Source organism: Streptomyces sp. NPDC048434, assembly GCF_043200375.1.
GTDB lineage: Bacteria > Actinomycetota > Actinomycetes > Streptomycetales > Streptomycetaceae > Streptomyces.
The window spans coordinates 136,726-153,430 of record NZ_JBICXQ010000026.1; the positions used below are offsets into that span (position 1 = coordinate 136,726).

Here is a 16,705-nt window from a genome sequence, read left to right on the forward strand (position 1 = left end):
GCGGGCCGCCCCCGGCGGGCCACGAGGCCGGACGCCATGAGGTAAGCAGTCCCCATGGCACCGACGACGCCCAGACAGCCGAGAGAACCGCAAGAACAGCCGCAACGCGCCCGGCCCGACACCCGTAGGGGGACGCGGAACGCCGGGCGGCCCGAGGGGCGGGTGGCCGGTCTGCTGCTCGCCGCGGGCGGCGGGCGACGTCTGGGGGGACGACCGAAGGCGCTGCTCGACCACCGGGGACGGCCACTGGTCGAGCACGCCGCACGGGCACTACGGGACGGCGGCTGCCACCCCGTACACATCGTGCTGGGGGCGGCCGCCGGTTCCGTACGGGAACGGGCCGATCTCTCGGCGTACGGCATCTCAGAAAACCCGGACTGGGCCCAGGGTATGGGCTCCTCGCTCCGGGTGGGCCTCGCCGCGCTGGCCGGTTCGAGGGCGGATGCGGTCGTGGTGTCACTGGTGGACCAGCCGGGCATCGGCGCCGCGGCGGTGGCACGGGTGGTGGCGGCGTACGAGGGCGGCACCTCGCTCGCCTCCGCCGCGTACGACGGCCGCCGCGGCCATCCGGTCCTCTTCGGCGCCGACCGCTGGCCGGACATCGCCGCCACCGCGGAGGGTGACCGTGGTGCGCGCGCCTATCTCCGGCAGCATGCGGACGCCCTCACCCTCGTCGAGTGCTCCGACATCGCCGAGCCGTACGACATCGACACGCCGGAGGATCTCCACCGCCTGGAGTGACCCCGCCCGGAGCGGATACCCGCCCGCCCGGTCAACTGCCGTGCGCGGCACCGGAGTACGGGCAGGGAGGGCGGTAATGGAGAGTGAGCGGCATGGCACCGAGAGCCATTCGATCATCGCTTCTGTCGACTCTGAGAATCTCGACATCAACAAACCATTGAAGTTCCGCGATAAGGAAACTAGTCTCCACTGGTCAGAAGCGCCCTGAACCCAGTCGGCGCCCGCGACCGTATCCCGGAGCCCGCGGCACCCCGTGCCGCCCGGTGTCCCGGAGGCCGCCAGGCACCGCCGCTGAATGGAGTGACACCTCATGTCCGCACCAGCGCCGTCCCCGCTGGCCATCGCCGAAGTCGACCCCGCTCACACCCCCGAACGGCAGAGCGAGGTCCTCACCGACGCCGCCCTCGCCTTCGTTGCCGAGCTGCACCGCCGGTTCACCCCGCGCCGCGACGAGCTGCTCGCCCGCCGCGTCGAGCGCCGCGCCGAGATCGCCCGGACCAGCACGCTGGACTTCCTCCCCGAGACCGCGGAGATCCGCGCGGACGACAGTTGGAAGGTGGCCGAGGCGCCCGCCGCGCTCAACGACCGCCGGGTGGAGATCACCGGCCCCACCGACCGCAAGATGACCATCAACGCGCTCAACTCGGGTGCCAAGGTCTGGCTCGCCGACTTCGAGGACGCCTCCGCCCCGACCTGGGAGAACGTCGTCTCCGGTCAGCTCAACCTGATCGACGCCTATGAGCGCCGCATCGACTTCACCGACGCCGCCTCCGGCAAGTCGTACGCCCTCAAGCCCGCCGACGAGCTCGCCACCGTCGTGATGCGCCCGCGCGGCTGGCACTTGGACGAGCGCCACCTCCAGTTCGAGGGCCGGCCGGTCCCCGGCGCGCTGGTGGACTTCGGCCTCTACTTCTTCCACAACGCCCAGCGCCTGCTGGACCTCGGCAAGGGCCCGTACTTCTACCTGCCGAAGACCGAGTCGCACCTGGAGGCCCGCCTCTGGAACGAGATCTTCGTCTTCGCCCAGGACTATGTCGGCATCCCCCAGGGCACCGTGCGCGCCACCGTCCTCATCGAGACCATCACGGCCGCATACGAGATGGAGGAGATCCTCTACGAGCTGCGCGACCATGCCTCGGGGCTGAACGCCGGCCGCTGGGACTACCTCTTCTCCATCGTCAAGAACTTCCGTGACGGCGGCGCCAAGTTCGTCCTCCCGGACCGCAACGCGGTCACGATGACGGCCCCGTTCATGCGCGCCTACACCGAACTCCTCGTCCGCACCTGCCACAAGCGCGGTGCGCACGCGATCGGCGGTATGGCGGCCTTCATCCCCAACCGCCGCGACCCCGAGGCCAACGAGAAGGCGCTCGCCAAGGTCAAGAACGACAAGGACCGTGAGGCCGGCGACGGCTTCGACGGCTCCTGGGTCGCCCACCCCGACCTGGTCCCGGTCGCCCGCGCCTCCTTCGACGCGGTCCTCGGCGACAAGCCGCACCAGAAGGACCGGCTCCGCGAGGATGTCGACGTCCGGGCCGCGGATCTGATCGCGATCGACACCCTGGACGCCAAGCCCACCTACCAGGGCCTGATCGACGCGGTCCAGGTCGGCACCCGCTACATCGAGGCCTGGCTGCGCGGTCTGGGCGCCGTCGCCATCTTCGGCCTCATGGAGGACGCCGCCACCGCCGAGATCTCCCGCTCCCAGATCTGGCAGTGGGTCGACGCCGGGGTCGTCTTCGAGAACGGGGAGAAGGCCACCGCGGAGCTGGTGCGCGGGGTCGCCGCGGAGCAACTGGCCGCCATCCGGGCCGAGGTCGGCGAGGACGCCTTCACCTCCGGCAGGTGGCAGCAGGCCCATGACCTGCTGCTCCAGGTCGCACTGGACGAGGACTACGCGGAGTTCCTGACGCTGCCCGCGTACGAGCTGCTGGGCTGAAGCCTTCGCCCGTGGTGCCCGAGGGGCCGGTACGTACCGCCGCACTGCGGTACGTACCGGCCCTTCGCCGTACCGCCCGCGGTCAGGTGGCGACCGCGCCCAGCGCCACGAAGCCGCAGATGAGGACGGCCAGGAGGGCCAGCAGCGGCCAGACGAAGCGGAGGTAGGTGTCGTAGCCGACCTTGGCGAGGGAGATGCCTCCCATGATGACGGCGGTGGTGGGGACCCAGAGGTTCATCCAGCCGCTGGCGGCCTGCCAGGCCGTCACCACGACCGCGCGCGAGACGCCGGCGAAGTCGGCGAGCGGGGCGAGGATCGGCATCGCGAGGGTGGCGTGGCCGGAGGTGGAGGGGATCAGGAAGGCCAGGGGCAGGTTGACGACGAAGACCATGACGCCGAAGAGGGCGGCGGGGGTGCCGGCGACCGCGCCCTCGATCGAGTGCAGGACGGTGTCGGTCACCTTCGCGTTGTTCATGATGACGGTGACTCCCCGGGCCAGCACGATGACCAGAGCCGGTGAGATGAAGTCGGCGGCGCCCTGGACGAAGGTGGCGCTGAGCCGGGGCTCGCCCATCCGGGCGAGCAGCCCGACCAGGACCGCGGCGACCAGGAACAGGGCCGCCAACTGGGGGAAGGACCAGCCGAGTTCGAAGGAGTAGGGGGTCGCCTCGGCGTTGCCGGTGAGGGCGCCGGCCCAGGGGATCACCGAGAAGATCATGAAGGCGAAGACCAGGGCGACGGTCACCAGGACCGTTTTGTGCAGGGCGGTCAGCGGCGGGGGTTCCACCGCGTCCGCCGCCGTCTGGGCATGTTCACGGTCGCCGGGGAGATAGCCGCAGAGGGAGCGGCCGGGGGCGGCGCGTACGCGGCGGGCGTAGCGGATGACATAGCCGATGGTGACGGCGGTGAGGACCAGCCACATGACGAACCGGAGGGCGATGCCGTCGCCCAGGGAGATGTCGGCGGCGGAGGAGGCGACGCCGGTGGCGAAGGGGTTGACGGTGGAGCAGAGGACGCCGATACCGGCGCCGAGGATGATGGTGCCGGTGGCCACGAGGCGGTCGAAGCCGAGGGCCAGCATCAGCGGGATGACCAGGCCGTAGAAGCCGAGGGTCTCCTCCGCGAAGCCTTCGACGGTGCCCAGGAGCGAGAAGAGCGCCATGATGCCCGTGATGAGGAGGGCGCCTCGGTTGCGGAGGCGGTGGGCCAGGCGGCCGATGCCGCGGTCGAGGGCGCCGGTGGCGAAGACGACGGTGATGAAGGCGCCGATGGCGAGGACGAAGAGGAACACCCCTGCGCTGCCGTAGAGTTCACCGCTCAGATCCGGGCCGACCTGCCCCGTTTTGGCGTCCCTGATGCCGTAGAGGCCGTTGACCGGGGAGAGGAAGAGGTCGCTCAGGCGGTCGAGGAAGCTCTGGCCGGAGGGGCTGCGGTGGTAGGTGCCCTGGACCGGGCTGCCGGCGGCGGTGCGGTCATAGGTGCCGGAGGGGATGAAGAAGGCCACGGTCCAGACCGCGAGGGTGACCACGACCAGCACGGTGAGGGCGCTGGGGAAGGTGAAGCGGCGGTTCCTGCCGGGCGGGCCGTCGGTGGCGGGGGGTGCCGGATCCTGCGGGGGCGGCGCCGGATCGGCGGGCTGCGGGTCCGTCACGGGGCGTCCCCGGCGCGGTAGGTCGCGGCGTACTCGGCCAGGAAGGCCGCCTCGGCGAGCAGCGCGCCGCGGAGTTCGGACAGCAGCACCCGTTCGTTGGGGCCGTGCAGACCGCAGAGGTTGTCCTCGGCGCCGAAGAGCAGGATCTCCGCGTCCGGTACGGCCTTCGCCAGGCCGTTGACCAGGGGGATGGAGCCGCCGGTCGCGGCGTGCACGGGTTCGGTCCCCCAGGCGCGGCGCAGTGCGGTGCGGGCGGCGCGGTAGGCGGGTCCGTCGGTGGCGGCTTCGTAGCCGGGGCCGACTTCGCCGGGTGTGACGGTGAGCGGGATACCGAAGGGCCGCAGCCGCTGCAGATGGCGGACGAGGGCGGTCTGCGCCTCCTGGGGGTCCTGCCGGGGGTGGACCCGGAGGTTGAGCTTGGCGCGGGCGAAGGGGACGACGGCGGAGGCGGCGCGGTCGACGGGCGGTGCGTCCAGGCCGATGACGGTGATGGCGGGGCCGCTCCACAGCCGTTCGCCGAGGTCGCCGGAGCCGAGCAGCGGGGTGCCGTGGGGGATGCCGGCCAGCTCGCGGAAATCGTCGTCGGTGAGGTCGGTGCCGTGCCACGGTTCGCGGCGCAGGTCCGCCACGGCGACATCGCCGTGCAGGTCGTGCAGGGTCGCCAGGGCCTTGAGGAGGACGAGCAGTGCGTCGGGGGCGGCACCGCCGTACTCCCCGCTGTGCACGGCGGCGTTGAGGGTGCGTACCTCGACGAAGACCTCGGCGGCGCCGCGCAGGGCGGTGGTGAGGGTGGGGGTGCCGGGGCGGATGTTGCCGGTGTCAGCGATGATCATCGCGTCGCAGGCGAACAGGTCGGGCTCGGTGGGCGGGTAGCCCTCGAAGGCGCTGCCGTACTCCTCCTGCCCCTCGAAGACGATCTTGATACCGACCGGCGGGCGGCCCCCGTAGGCCCGCAGTGTGGCGATGTGGACCATCAGGTTGGCCTTGTCGTCGGCGATGCCGCGGGCGCGGATCCCGCCGTCGACGTCGGTGGGCTCGAAGGGCGGGGAGTCCCAGAGCCGCTCGTCGCCGGGGGGCTGGACGTCGTAGTGGCCGTAGAGGAGGACGGTGGGGGCATCGGGGGTGGGCGGCGGGAGGCTGGCGGTGATGACGGGGGCGGTGTCGGGGAGGTTGAGCTCGCCGATGTCGGCCACGCCGGCGTCCCGGAGCAGGGCGACGAGCAGATCGCGGGTCTGAAGGACCGGTTCGGGCGAGAAGCCGGGGAACGCGATCGAGGGGATGGCTGCGAGCCGCTTGAGGTCGGCGCACACCCCGTCCATCAGCACGTTGACGGTGGTCTCCAGAGCGGCGGGAGCCGCGCCGGCGCGGTGGGCGTGCGGGTCGTTGGCTTCCTCGTTCACCGCGGGACCCCTCTCCGTGGCGCCGTCGGTGCGCGCACATTGACTCACTTTCAGGGCTAATGCAGCATATCGGGCATAACGTCACGAAGAGTGGCAGGGCGCCGACGCTCAGCCCGGCGGGCCGCCCACCGCGAGCGCGGCCCGCATCGCGGCGTTCCGCAGCCCGGTCAGCCGCCGGGCATGCGCCATACGGTTCATCAGCCGCGCCGCACGCACCAGCCGCTGGGTCGCCGGACGCCGGGCCCGGTCGTACTCCCACAGCGCGGCCGGCACATCCGGCGTGGCCGCCAGGGCGCGCGCCAACTCCACGCCGTCGACGAGCGCTTCGCAGGCACCACGGCCGAGATCGGGGGTCATGGCGTGGGCGGCATCGCCGATGAGGACCGTACGTCCCTTGACGTAGGCGGGCAGCGGCGGATCGAGGTAGTAGAGGTCCAGGCGCAGCACCTCGGCCTCCGTCAGCCGGTCGAGGACGGCGCGCACTCCGGCGTGCCAGTGGCCGAACCACCCGCGCAGCGCGGCGGCTTCACGGCCGGGGTCGCGCTGCCCCTCCGGCAGGACGGCGCAGGCGAACCAGTTGGTGCGGTCGCCCGAGGTGGGAGTCACGCCGAAGCGGAGGCCCTCACCCCAGGTCTCGGTGACGCTCCCGGTCGCCCCGTCGACCGTGCCGCGCCAGGAGGACGCACCGACGTACCGGGCGCGGTAGCGGGGGCCGAACAGCGCGGTACGGGCCGCGCTGTGGAGCCCGTCGGCCGCGATCACCACGTCGTACGAGCCGTCCAGCGTGCGGATGTCCCCGATGCACGCGCCGAAGGTGACCGCCCCCTCGCCTGCCGCCCCATACAGGAGGGCGAGCAGATCGGGGCGGGAGACGAGGCGGACGACATCGCCCGTACGCCGCTCCAGCGCCGCGACGTCGAGGGTGGCGATCCGGCCGCCGTCGGGCCGCAGGAAGGCGCCCGCGGTCTGCGGGCGGCTCAGGGAGCGCGCCCGGGCGCCGACACCGAGGGTGTCCAGGGCGCCCAGCGCGGCCGGCCACAGTCCGATTCCGGTACCGGCCGTGGGGAGGCGGCCGGCGCGCTCGAAGACATCGACCGACCAGCCGCTGCTACGCAGGGACAAGGCGGTGGCGAGCCCGCCGATACCGCCGCCCACGACGGCCGCCGTGCGTGGTTTCCGGGGCATGGCCGCACGGTACTATGTTTATAGTGGATCGGCACTACAAGCATAGTAAGAATCGACTCGGCACGAAGGGCGCTCAGGTGGCACGCCGGCGGGAGCAGGTACTGGACGCGGGGATCCAGGTACTGGGCAGTGAGGGAGCGCGGCGGCTGACCTACCAGGCCGTGGACACCGCGGCGGGGGTCCCGTCGGGCACCACCTCCAACTACTTCCGCAACCGGACGGCCCTGATCGACGGCATCGTCGACCACCTTCAGGCCTTGGAGCGCCGCGACTGGGAGGCCTTCGCCGCGGCGGCGGCCCCGGCCGATGTCGGTGAACTCGCCGATGCCGTCACCGAGTTCCTGCGGTACGCGACCGGCCCCGAGCGGGCCAGGACCGCCGCCCGCTTCGCGCTCTACCTGGAATCCTCGGCCCGGCCCGAGCTCCGCCCGACGCTCACCCGCGGCCGCGAGACCGTCGTCGGCTGGGGAGCGGAGTGGCTGCAGCGTTTCGGCTCGACGGCGCCGCGGCGGCACTGCGAGATCCTCTTCGACTACATGGACGGCGTCGCCTTCCATCAACTCGCCTTCCCCGCAACGGACTTCGATCCGGGTCCGGGCATCCGCGAGCTGCTGGGCGGGCTGCTGGACTGAGCCCCGCAGGCCGGAGCCGTGCCGGGACGCATCCGGGCGCCCGGCGCGCCCAACAACGGGCAGGGGCGCGGCCGTTCGGGGCGGCCTGACGGGTATACGGCACCCCTCAAGTCTGGTAGGAAAGCTTCCTAACGATTGGCGAACCCCCCACGGCTCTCTCCGACTGGAGGACTCCATGCGCACCCGATCGATAGGCAGCGCCCTGCCCAGGACCACCACCCGCGTCGCCCTAGGGCTCGCCCTGCTCGCCGTCCCGGCCACCGCCGTCGCCACCACGGCGGGCCCGGCCGCCCCGCACCGTCCGGCCACGGCTCAGCACGCTCCCCACACGGCACGGGCAGCGACGGGCCTCGACGACCCGGCGAAGAAGGAGATCGCCATGCAGCTGGTCTCCAGCGCGGAGAACTCCTCACTGGACTGGAAGGCCCAGTACCAGTACATCGAGGACATCGGCGACGGCCGCGGCTACACCGGCGGCATCATCGGCTTCTGCTCCGGCACGCACGACATGCTCGAACTCGTCGAGCTGTACACCCAGCGCAAGCCCGGCAACGCCCTGGCCAAGTACCTCCCCGCACTGCGCGACGTGGACGGCAGCGACTCACACGACGGCCTGGACCCCGGCTACACCAAGGACTGGAAGAAGGCCGCCCAGGACCCCGCGTTCCAGCAGGCCCAGAACGACGAGCGGGACCGGGTGTACTTCAACCCCGCGGTCAAGCAGGGCAAGGCGGACGGGATCGGGGTGCTGGGCCAGTTCACGTACTACGACGCGATCGTGATGCACGGTGACGGCGACGACGCGACCAGCTTCTCCGGCATCCGCAAGCGCGCGCTGGCCAAGGCGAAGCCGCCGGCCCAGGGCGGCGACGAGAAGACCTACCTCAACGCCTTCCTCGACGCCCGGGTGTGGGCGATGAAGCAGGAGGAGGCACACAGCGACACCAGCCGGGTCGACTCCGCCCAGCGGGTGTTCCTGCAGAAGGGCAACCTCGATCTGCACACACCGCTGGACTGGAAGGTCTACGGGGACAGCTACCACATCGGCTGAGCTGACCCCGCCCGCCGCCCGCGTACGGCCGGCGCGGAAAGCCCAACGGCCCGTAGGGGAGCCGTAGTTGCCGCTCCCTACGGGCCGTTGCCCTGCCCCGGCGTCAGTGGGCGGTCGCCGCTGCGGGCTCGCCGGCATCGTCCGCGGTGCCGGGCGCGGGGATCCCCGGATCGACCGGGGCGGGGGCGGCCGGCTCCCCCTCCGCGTCCCCGTCCGCCGTCTTCCTGCCGAAGTGGTTGAAGGCGAGGTTGAGGACGATGGCGACCAGACAGCCGGTGCTGATACCGGAGTCCAGGACGACCAGCATGTCCTTGGGGAGACTGTGGTAGAAGTCCGGCGCGGCGATCGGGATCAGACCGATGCCGACGGCCGCCGCGACGATCAGGGCGTTGTCGCCCTTCTCCATCGCGGCGGAGGCCAGCGTCTGGATGCCGCTGGCGGCCACCGACCCGAAGAGCACGATGCCGGCGCCGCCGAGGACCGGCAGCGGGACCAGCGAGATGACCGAGGCGGCCATCGGGCACAGGCCCAGCACGATCAGGATCAGACCGCTGGTGGCCACGACGAAGCGACTGCGCACCTTGGTCATCGCGACCAGGCCGATGTTCTGCGCGAAGGCACTGTTGGCGAAGCCGTTGAACAGCGGGCTGAGGGCACTGCCGAGGGTGTCGGCGCGCAGTCCGCCCTCGATGGTGCGCTCGTCCGCCGGGCGGTCGACGATCCTGCCGAGGGCAAGCATGTCGGCCGTCGACTCGGTCATACAGACCAGCATCACGATGCACATGCTGACGATCGCGGCGAGGTCGAACTGCGGGGCGCCGAAGTGGAAGGGCGTCGGGAAGCCGATCAGGGACGCCTTGGTGATCGCGGAGAAGTGGGTGATGCCGACGGGTATCGCGATCAGGGTGCCGGCCACCAGACCGAGCAGGATCGCGATCTGCTGGAGGAAGCCGCGCAGCACCCGGCGCAGCACCAGCACGATCAGGAAGGTCAGGGCGGCCATGCCGATATTCGTCAGCGAACCGTAGTCCGGGGCCCGGTCGTTGCCGCCCTGGGACCAGTTGAAGGCGACCGGCAGCAGCGAGACACCGATCAGGGTGATGACGGTGCCGGTGACCACCGGCGGGAAGAACCGTACGAGCTTGGAGAAGTAGGGGGCGAGCAGAAATCCCAGCACACCGGCGACGATCACCGCGCCGAAGATGATCGGCAGGGCGTTGCCGGGGCTCTGGGCCTTGCCGATGGCGACCATCGGCGTGACGCCGGCGAACGAGACACCGTTGACGAAGGGCAGCTTGGCGCCGACCTTCCAGAAGCCCAGTGTCTGCAGCAGCGTCGCGATGCCTGCGGTGAACAGGCTGGCGCCCATCAGGAAGGCGGTCTCGGTGGCGCTCAGCCCGCAGGCCGGCCCCACGATCATCGGCGGGGCCACCACTCCCGCGTACATCGCGGCCACGTGCTGGAGGCCGCTGGTGAACATCTTGAAGGGCGGGAGGGTCTGGTCGACCGGATGCTTCCGGTCCCCCTCCGACGTCTCCCCGGTCATTGCGGCCACTGCGGGCCTCCTTCGTTTTCTGCGTCGCCGGGACCGGCGACGCGAGGCTGTCACGGAGGGCTTGCCATGTGGTGCGTGGTCAAGAAGTTGCCTGGTGAGCGATGCTGCGACACTGCGCGCTCGTGGCGCATGGACGGCGGTGGGGCCGGCCGGCCCGGGGGTGGGAGCCGACCGGCCCGGGGGTACGAGAAGATCCCGCACCCCCGGGTCCGGCGCTTGTGGACCCCGCTCGGATCCACAAGCCCGGCCGGGAGCCGTCCCTCCCGGCCGAGTTCAGGGGGCGTCGGCCCGGTGACCGCGCCGAGGGGTCAGCCCTCGGCGGCGATACGGGCCAGACGCTGTGCCTCGGCCCGCGCGGTGCGGGCGATGGCGTCCTCGTCGACGTTGGTGAGGTGGTTGTCCTCGACCACCGGCCTGCCGCCCACGAGGGAGAGGGTGACCGGTGCGGCCGCGCCGAAGACCAGGGCGGTGACCGGGTCGGCAATGGAGGAGTGGCCCAGACCGTCCAGCTTCCACAGCACCAGGTCGGCGAGCTTGCCGACCTCCAGCGAACCGATCTCCACGGTCCGGCCGAGGACCTGCGCACCGCCGTAGGTGCCCAGCCGCAGCGCCTTGCGGGCGTTGAGGGCGGCTTCCCGGTGGGCGCCGAGGCGGTTGATCAGCAGCGCGTTGCGCAGCTCGGTGTGGAGTTCGCCGGACTCGTTGGAGGCGGTGCCGTCGACGCCGAGGCCGACCGGGACGCCCGCCGCGAGCATGTCGGGGACGCGCGCGATCCCGGCCGCGAGGCGGGCGTTGGAGGACGGACAGTGCGCGACGCCGGTGCCGGTGCGGGCGAAGGCGGCGATGTCGGAGTCGTTCATGTGGACGCAGTGCGCCATCCACACGTCGTCACCGAGCCAGCCGGTCGACTCGAAGTAGTCGGTCGGGCCCATGCCGAACAGCTCGTGGCAGAACTTCTCCTCCTCGACGGTCTCCGAGCCGTGGGTGTGCATCCGTACGCCCTTACGGCGGGCCAACCCGGCGCCCTCCCGCATGAGTTCGGTCGAGACGGAGAACGGCGAGCAGGGCGCGGCGGCGATGTGCACCATCGAACCGAAGGAGGCGTCGTGGTGGGTGTCGATGGCCTCCTCGGTCGCCAGCAGCGCGCCCTCGGTGGTCTCGACGGCGAAGTCCGGGGGCAGTCCGCCGTCCTTCTCGCTGCGGTCCATGGAGCCGCGGGCCAGGGTGATCCGGGCGCCGATCTCGGCGACGGCGGCCAGTTCGGCGCCGACGAGGTCGCCGGAGCCCTGGGGGAAGACGTAGTGGTGGTCGGAGGCGGTGGTGACGCCGCCCCTGACCATCATGCCGAGCGAGCCCTGGGTGGCGGCGGCGAGCATCGGGGCGTCGATCCGGGCCCAGGTCGGGTAGAGCGCGACAAGCCAGTTGAACAGGTTGTGGTCGGTGGCCAGTCCGCGGGTGATCCACTGGTAGAAGTGGTGGTGGGTGTTGATCAGGCCGGGGGTGACCAGGTGCCCGGTGCCGTCGATCCGGCGGACGACGTTCGCCAGGCCCTCGGGTGCTTGGCCCGCGCCGACCGACTCGATGATGTTCCCGGCGACCACGACATGGCCGGTGGCGTACTCGGTGTCGTGGGCGTCGACCGTGGCGATGGCGCAGTTCTCGATGACGATGCGCTCGATCGCGTGGTCAGGGGATGCCGATGCAGCCATGGTGCTTCCTACTTTCGATTCCGGCGGTGGGCACGGCATGGCCCTACGGGATTTGAGTGCCGGAGCCGGGCGAGGCGGCTGACAGTACCGCTGCCCGTGGGGTGCCCCGGGTGCCGAGGTGGTGGAAGAACAGATTGAGCAGGACCGCGACCAGGGCCCCGGCGCTGATCCCCGAGCCGAGCACGGTCTGTGCCCAGGCGGGGAAGTCGGCGTAGAAGGCCGGTGCGGCGAGCGGGATGATGCCGGCGCCGAGCGAGACAGCCACCAGGATGATGTTGGAGCTGTCGTCGAGCCCGGCCTCGGAGAGCGTACGGATACCGCTGACGGCGATCGACCCGAACAGGACGATCCCCGCGCCGCCGAGCACCGGCATCGGCACCAGCGAGACCACCGCGCCCAGGACGGGGAACGCGCCGAGAACCAGGAGCGTGGCGCCGGCCAGCGCGACGACATAGCGGCTGCGGACCCGGGTCAGCGAGACCACCCCGACGTTCTGGGCGAAGGCGCTGGTCGGGAAGCCGCCGAAGACGGGGCCGAGCAGGGTGGCAAGACCGTCGGTGCGCAGTCCCCGGGTGAGGGTGGTGCCGGTGGCCGGGCGGTCGCAGATCTCGCCGAGCGCGAGCATGCCGGCCGACGACTCCGTCATCAGCACCAGCATCACGAGGCACAGCGAGAGGATCGCGGCGGGGTGGAACTCGGGGGCGCCGAAGGAGAACGGGGTGGGCAGCGCGGCGACCGGGGCCGTCCGCAGCCCGTCGAAGTCCGCCATCCCGAAGGGGATCGCGGCGAGGGTGCCGACGGCCAGGCCGATCAGCAGCGCGATCTGCCGGAGAAAGCCCCTGGCGAAGCGCTGGACGAGCAGGATCACCACGAGGGTGAAGGCGGCGAGCGCCAGATACTTCATGGCGCCGAAGTCGGCGGCGTGCCGGTCGCCGCCCTGCGCCCAGCCGACCGGCACGGGCATCAGGGAGACCCCGATGAGGGTGATGACGACGCCGGTGACCAGCGGCGGGAAGAAGCGGAGCAGTCTGCCGAAGAACGGGCCGACGGCGAGGCAGAAGACCCCGGCGACCATCACCGCCCCGTAGATCGCCGGGAGTTGGTGTCCCTTGGCCGTGGTCTCGGCGATGGCGAGCATCGGGGTGATGCCGGCGGAGCTGGCCGCGTTGACGAACGGCAGGCGGTTGCCGGCGAACCGGCGGACACCGAGCGTCTGCAGGAGGGTGGCGAGCCCGGCGATGAGCAGGCCGGCGGCGATCAGCCGGGTCCGGCCCGCGGTGTCCAGGCCGACGGCCTGGCCGATGATGAGCGGAGGGGTGACGACACCGGCGTACATGGCAGCGATGTGCTGGAGTGCGGCCGGGACGAGGCGCTTGGCAGCCGGCTTCTCGTCCACCGGATGGACCGGTGGCGCGGGGTGGTGCGGAGTGTGCGTGTGCTGTGCCATGGGTCGTTCCCCTCGGGTTTCGCGTTCCCCTCCCCGCTGCGGGGTGGGGAGGGGAACGCGAGGCACGGCGTTGCGTCGGAGCCGCTCAGAGGTTGGTCAGATCCAAGGGGATCCTGGGCTCGACACCGTCGCGCAGAACAGTGGCTTCGATCAGGCCGTACGGGCGGTCGGCCGCGTAGTACACGGCTCCTTCGGCGGTGTCGTTCTTGAGCCCGAACGGCTCCAGGTCCACGAGGAAGTGGTGCTTGTTCGGGAGCGAGAAGCGGATCTCGTCGATCTCGGAACGGTTGTTGATCACGCGCGACCCCATTTGGTACAGGGTCTGCTGGAGCGAGAGGCTGTAGGTCTCCGCGAACGCCTGCAGCATGTGCTTCTTGACCTGCTCGTACGAACGCTCCCAGTGGGGCATCCGCTGCTCGTCGTCGGTCCAGTTGAACCGCCAGCGGCCGGACACCTCGGTGGCCAGGATGCGGTCGTAGGCCTCCTTGAGGGTCGTGTACTTGTCCTTGATGTAGCCCCAGAACTCCGAGTTGGTGGAGTTCATCACCACGAGGTCCTTCAGACCGGAGATGACCTGCCACTGCTCACCGTCGTAGGTGATCTCGGTCAGGCGGGTCTCCTGGCCCTTGCGGATGAAGGAGTGCTGGACCTCGTCGGCGCCGATGAAGCGGGAGTTGGCGTCGGAGGTGGCGATCCGCTCCCAGGCGTACTCCTCGATCCGGATGCGGGCCCGGTGGATCGGCTCCTGGCTGGTGACGAAGTGCCGGGCCAGATGGATGCCGAACTGCTCGGCCGACTCGATCCCGTACTCCTTGGCGAAGGCGTACACGGTGTTCTTGGTCGTGTCGGTGGGCAGGCAGTGGGCGTTGGAGCCGGAGAGGTGGACCTCTTCCAGGTCGCCGGAGAGCGCGACCGAGACGTTCAGGTCCTTGATGTGGTGCGTGTCGCCGTCGCGGGTGATCTTGACGACGCGGTTTTCCGCTTTGCCGTACTGGTTCTGGCCGAGAATCACCGGGCGGGCCGGGCGGGAATGGGCAGTCATGTCGGTGCTAGCTCCCTCGGTATACGGAGTAGCCGAACGGGTTGAGCAGCAGCGGTACGTGATAGTGCTCGCCCGGCTTGACGGCAAAGGTGATTGCCACCTCCGGGAAGAAAACTCCGCTGTCCCTTACGCGGGGGGCGTCCTGCTGTTCCTCGGCTTGCTGGGTTGCCTTGTGGTGTGCGAAGTACTCCTCGACGGCGAAGTCGAGGCGCACCTGGGTGGTGCCTTCCGGCAGGGCCGGCAGATCCTTGCAGCGCCCGTCCGCATCGGTCGTGGACGCGCCGTGGGCGGTCCAGTCGCCGTTGCTGCCGGAGCGCACCGAGAGCGTGAGGGCGACGCCCTCCGCGGGGCGGCCCACGCTGGTGTCCAGGATGTGCGTGGACACCGACGTCGGTGCAGCCGTCTCGCTGCTCATGCTGCGTCTCCTTCTGCGTTCTCGGCGATACGGGTCAGGCGGATGCGGTTGATCTTGCCGAGCTCCCCACGAACGATCTCTCGTTCCTGTTCCGGCGGGTTGTCGATCCGGTTACGGACCGCGTCGCGCATCTGCTCTCCGGTACGGCCGGAGGCGCAGATCAGGAAGACATGCCCGAACCTCTCCTGGTAGGCCAGGTTGAGTTCGAGCAGCTCCGCCTTGAGCTCTTCGGAGGCGCCGGCCATCCCGCTCTGCTCGCGGTGCGAGGTGGGATCGCCCGGCTTCGGCCGGCCGATCGGCGGGTGCCCGGCCATCGCCTCGGCCAGGTCCTGTGCACTCAGCTCGGCCATGGCGGCGTCGCTCGCGGCGCACAGGTCGTCGGTCTTGGCGTAGGGGCGCTGCGCAAGAACCTTGCTCCCCCATGCCCGGCTGGCACACACCTCGTGCAGTGCGGCCCGAGCCGTACTGTCGTCGGCGGTGTTGAACCGGGTGAGCCCCGGCGTGGGCTCGGGGGTGTCCCCCGTCGAGCGCGGTGAACTCGAAGACACGGGAAGCCTCCGTGGCCTGGTGCTGGACAGCTCTGCTTGGCTGGAAACAGCTAAGACCCCCGGCAACAACACGTCAACACTTTGTTGAAAACTCGGCAACACAGAAGCCGCTGTCCGGGTAACCGGGGCAGCGGCGGCAGGGCCGGGAGCGGCGACTGCGGACACTTCGCTCCGGTCGGCACCGTTCGCGGCATTCTCCCGGGTCAGGAGGATCGGGCGGACCGCCTACGGGCCTTCCACCTGCGCGTTCCCGTCCTTCGCTGCGTTCTCACGATTGAGGTAGTTGTACACGGTGAACCGGCTGACCCCGAGGGCGGAGGCGACCGTCTCCACGCCGTGCCGGACCGAGAAGGCACCGCGGGACTCCAGGATCCGCACCACCGACTGCTTGGTCTTACGGTCCAGTTCCGCCAGCGGCATACCGTGCCGACGCTGGAGCTCGGCGAGGATGTGGTCGAGCGAGTCCGACAGATGCGGCAGCCGTACGGCCACCCGGTCCTGCCCCTCCCAGGTCAGCACGACATCGTCACCCTGCGCCTGATCCGGCGTGACCATCTGGCCGCCCATCGCGTCGATCAGCGGCTTGACCGCCTGGACGAACGGGTGGTCGGCGGGCTCCGTCACGTCGCCTCCCCCTCGCCCTGCCCGGCATCCCCGATCACATTGACCTGCAGGGAGACCCGGGTGGCGCCCGCCTGCAGCGATTCGCGCAGCAGGGCGGTCACCGCGCCGAGCACCTGCTCGGCGTCGCCCTCGGCCGTATTGCCGAACGGACCGACGTCGACGGCGTCCAACTCGGCGCCCGTGACGATGTCCCGCGCCACCACCGCATGCGTCGGCGCCTCGTCCAGGTCGAACGGCTCCGTCGTGAACTCCACTCTCAATCGCACGCCGCTCAACCTACGCGCGCATCGGCCAGGCCACCAGAAATTGCCCTGGGCCCCCCTTGACAGCCTTCGAGCCCGCCAGGCAGTGTTCCAGTAAGCAGAAAAGTAGTTCCACTATCCGGAAGGGGCGCCGGCCTTCATGGGTTTCTCGGACACGCGCTTCAACGTCAACCTGTCGATTCTGTTCACTGAGCTTCCGTTGTTGGAGCGGCCGGGGGCCGCGCGGGCGGTGGGTTTCACGGCGGTGGAGTTGTGGTGGCCGTGGGTGGATGCTCCGGTTCCGGAGCGGGCGGAGCTGGAGGCGTTGCGGGCGGCGTTGACGGCGGCGGGTGTGCAGTTGGTGGGGCTGAATTTCTATGCCGGGCAGTTGCCGGGGCCCGACCGTGGTGCGCTGTCGGTGCCGGGTGCGGAGTCGGAGAGGTTCCGGGCGAATGTGCCGGTGGCGGTGGAGTTCGGGCGGTCGCTGGGCTGTACCGCCTTCAACGCCCTCTACGGCAACCGGG

At 70.6% G+C, this 16,705-nt stretch carries 16 protein-coding genes; 5 read left to right on the forward strand and 11 right to left on the reverse strand.

Features of this window, described 5'->3' with window-relative positions; all coding sequences use genetic code 11:
* The first annotated feature begins 162 nt into the window (after positions 1-162).
* Together ACGFWI_RS28270 and aceB are read left to right on the forward strand one after the other, a co-directional pair.
* On the forward strand, positions 163-741 hold the full coding sequence (locus ACGFWI_RS28270) for an NTP transferase domain-containing protein (RefSeq protein WP_393908875.1): 579 nt from the start codon (positions 163-165) through the stop codon (positions 739-741).
* 310 nt (positions 742-1,051) lie between these two features.
* Complete coding sequence (gene aceB / locus ACGFWI_RS28275) at positions 1,052-2,680, forward strand: malate synthase A (RefSeq protein WP_393908853.1); 1,629 nt, start codon at positions 1,052-1,054, stop codon at positions 2,678-2,680.
* Positions 2,681-2,762: 82 nt separating this feature from the next.
* Here aceB and ACGFWI_RS28280 read toward each other — a convergent pair whose 3' ends face one another.
* The 3 genes from ACGFWI_RS28280 to ACGFWI_RS28290 all read right to left on the reverse strand — a co-directional run bounded on the left by ACGFWI_RS28280 (position 2,763) and on the right by ACGFWI_RS28290 (position 6,916).
* Positions 2,763-4,217, reverse strand: a complete 1,455-nt coding sequence (locus ACGFWI_RS28280) for a YfcC family protein (protein ID WP_393908876.1) — start codon at positions 4,215-4,217, stop codon at positions 2,763-2,765.
* Between the two features lie 110 nt (positions 4,218-4,327).
* Complete coding sequence (locus tag ACGFWI_RS28285; RefSeq protein WP_393908854.1) at positions 4,328-5,731, reverse strand: M20/M25/M40 family metallo-hydrolase; 1,404 nt, start codon at positions 5,729-5,731, stop codon at positions 4,328-4,330.
* A gap of 108 nt (positions 5,732-5,839) precedes the next feature.
* Positions 5,840-6,916, reverse strand: coding sequence for an FAD-dependent monooxygenase (locus ACGFWI_RS28290; RefSeq protein WP_393908855.1), 1,077 nt, complete (start codon positions 6,914-6,916; stop codon positions 5,840-5,842).
* A 77-nt stretch (positions 6,917-6,993) separates the two neighbouring features.
* On the opposite strand from ACGFWI_RS28290, the gene ACGFWI_RS28295 reads away from it, so the two are divergent.
* Both ACGFWI_RS28295 and ACGFWI_RS28300 read left to right on the forward strand, forming a co-directional pair.
* Positions 6,994-7,548 (forward strand): TetR/AcrR family transcriptional regulator, encoded by a 555-nt coding sequence (locus tag ACGFWI_RS28295; protein ID WP_393908856.1) that lies wholly within the window; start codon positions 6,994-6,996, stop codon positions 7,546-7,548.
* A 175-nt stretch (positions 7,549-7,723) separates the two neighbouring features.
* A complete protein-coding gene (locus ACGFWI_RS28300; RefSeq protein WP_393908857.1) occupies positions 7,724-8,599 on the forward strand; it encodes a chitosanase in 876 nt (291 codons plus the stop codon).
* Between the two features lie 103 nt (positions 8,600-8,702).
* Here ACGFWI_RS28300 and ACGFWI_RS28305 read toward each other — a convergent pair whose 3' ends face one another.
* The 8 genes from ACGFWI_RS28305 to ACGFWI_RS28340 form a co-directional block, all read right to left on the reverse strand.
* Positions 8,703-10,145, reverse strand: coding sequence for a nucleobase:cation symporter-2 family protein (locus ACGFWI_RS28305; RefSeq protein ID WP_393908877.1), 1,443 nt, complete (start codon positions 10,143-10,145; stop codon positions 8,703-8,705).
* Positions 10,146-10,462: 317 nt separating this feature from the next.
* Positions 10,463-11,863, reverse strand: coding sequence for an 8-oxoguanine deaminase (locus ACGFWI_RS28310; RefSeq protein WP_393908858.1), 1,401 nt, complete (start codon positions 11,861-11,863; stop codon positions 10,463-10,465).
* Between the two features lie 43 nt (positions 11,864-11,906).
* A complete protein-coding gene (locus ACGFWI_RS28315; RefSeq protein WP_393908859.1) occupies positions 11,907-13,310 on the reverse strand; it encodes a nucleobase:cation symporter-2 family protein in 1,404 nt (467 codons plus the stop codon).
* Between the two features lie 85 nt (positions 13,311-13,395).
* Positions 13,396-14,352, reverse strand: a complete 957-nt coding sequence (gene pucL / locus ACGFWI_RS28320; RefSeq protein WP_393908860.1) for a factor-independent urate hydroxylase — start codon at positions 14,350-14,352, stop codon at positions 13,396-13,398.
* A 7-nt stretch (positions 14,353-14,359) separates the two neighbouring features.
* The gene (gene uraH, locus ACGFWI_RS28325; RefSeq protein WP_393908861.1) at positions 14,360-14,767 is read right to left on the reverse strand and encodes a hydroxyisourate hydrolase; all 408 of its coding nucleotides are present in this window, start codon (positions 14,765-14,767) and stop codon (positions 14,360-14,362) included.
* Positions 14,764-15,315: a 2-oxo-4-hydroxy-4-carboxy-5-ureidoimidazoline decarboxylase gene (uraD, locus tag ACGFWI_RS28330; RefSeq protein WP_393908862.1), complete on the reverse strand. Its 552-nt coding sequence runs from the start codon at positions 15,313-15,315 to the stop codon at positions 14,764-14,766. The genes uraH and uraD overlap by 4 nt, the downstream gene beginning before the upstream one ends.
* Positions 15,316-15,540: 225 nt before the next feature.
* Positions 15,541-15,939 (reverse strand): helix-turn-helix domain-containing protein, encoded by a 399-nt coding sequence (locus ACGFWI_RS28335; protein WP_393908863.1) that lies wholly within the window; start codon positions 15,937-15,939, stop codon positions 15,541-15,543.
* Positions 15,936-16,205, reverse strand: a complete 270-nt coding sequence (locus tag ACGFWI_RS28340; RefSeq protein WP_393908864.1) for a hypothetical protein — start codon at positions 16,203-16,205, stop codon at positions 15,936-15,938. The genes ACGFWI_RS28335 and ACGFWI_RS28340 overlap by 4 nt, the downstream gene beginning before the upstream one ends.
* A gap of 136 nt (positions 16,206-16,341) precedes the next feature.
* Here ACGFWI_RS28340 and ACGFWI_RS28345 point away from each other — a divergent pair.
* Positions 16,342-16,705 (forward strand): TIM barrel protein (locus tag ACGFWI_RS28345; RefSeq protein WP_393908865.1); only part of this gene is annotated, 364 nt, incomplete at its 3' end.

Coding starts and splice junctions, on each gene's coding strand:
- aceB (WP_393908853.1), top strand. CDS start 1,052: ATGTCCGCACCAGCGCCGTCCCCGCTGGCCATCGCCGAAGTCGACCCC.
- ACGFWI_RS28290 (WP_393908855.1), bottom strand. CDS start 6,916: ATGCCCCGGAAACCACGCACGGCGGCCGTCGTGGGCGGCGGTATCGGC.
- ACGFWI_RS28300 (WP_393908857.1), top strand. CDS start 7,724: ATGCGCACCCGATCGATAGGCAGCGCCCTGCCCAGGACCACCACCCGC.
- ACGFWI_RS28305 (WP_393908877.1), bottom strand. CDS start 10,145: ATGACCGGGGAGACGTCGGAGGGGGACCGGAAGCATCCGGTCGACCAG.
- ACGFWI_RS28310 (WP_393908858.1), bottom strand. CDS start 11,863: ATGGCTGCATCGGCATCCCCTGACCACGCGATCGAGCGCATCGTCATC.
- ACGFWI_RS28315 (WP_393908859.1), bottom strand. CDS start 13,310: ATGGCACAGCACACGCACACTCCGCACCACCCCGCGCCACCGGTCCAT.
- pucL (WP_393908860.1), bottom strand. CDS start 14,352: ATGACTGCCCATTCCCGCCCGGCCCGCCCGGTGATTCTCGGCCAGAAC.
- uraH (WP_393908861.1), bottom strand. CDS start 14,767: ATGAGCAGCGAGACGGCTGCACCGACGTCGGTGTCCACGCACATCCTG.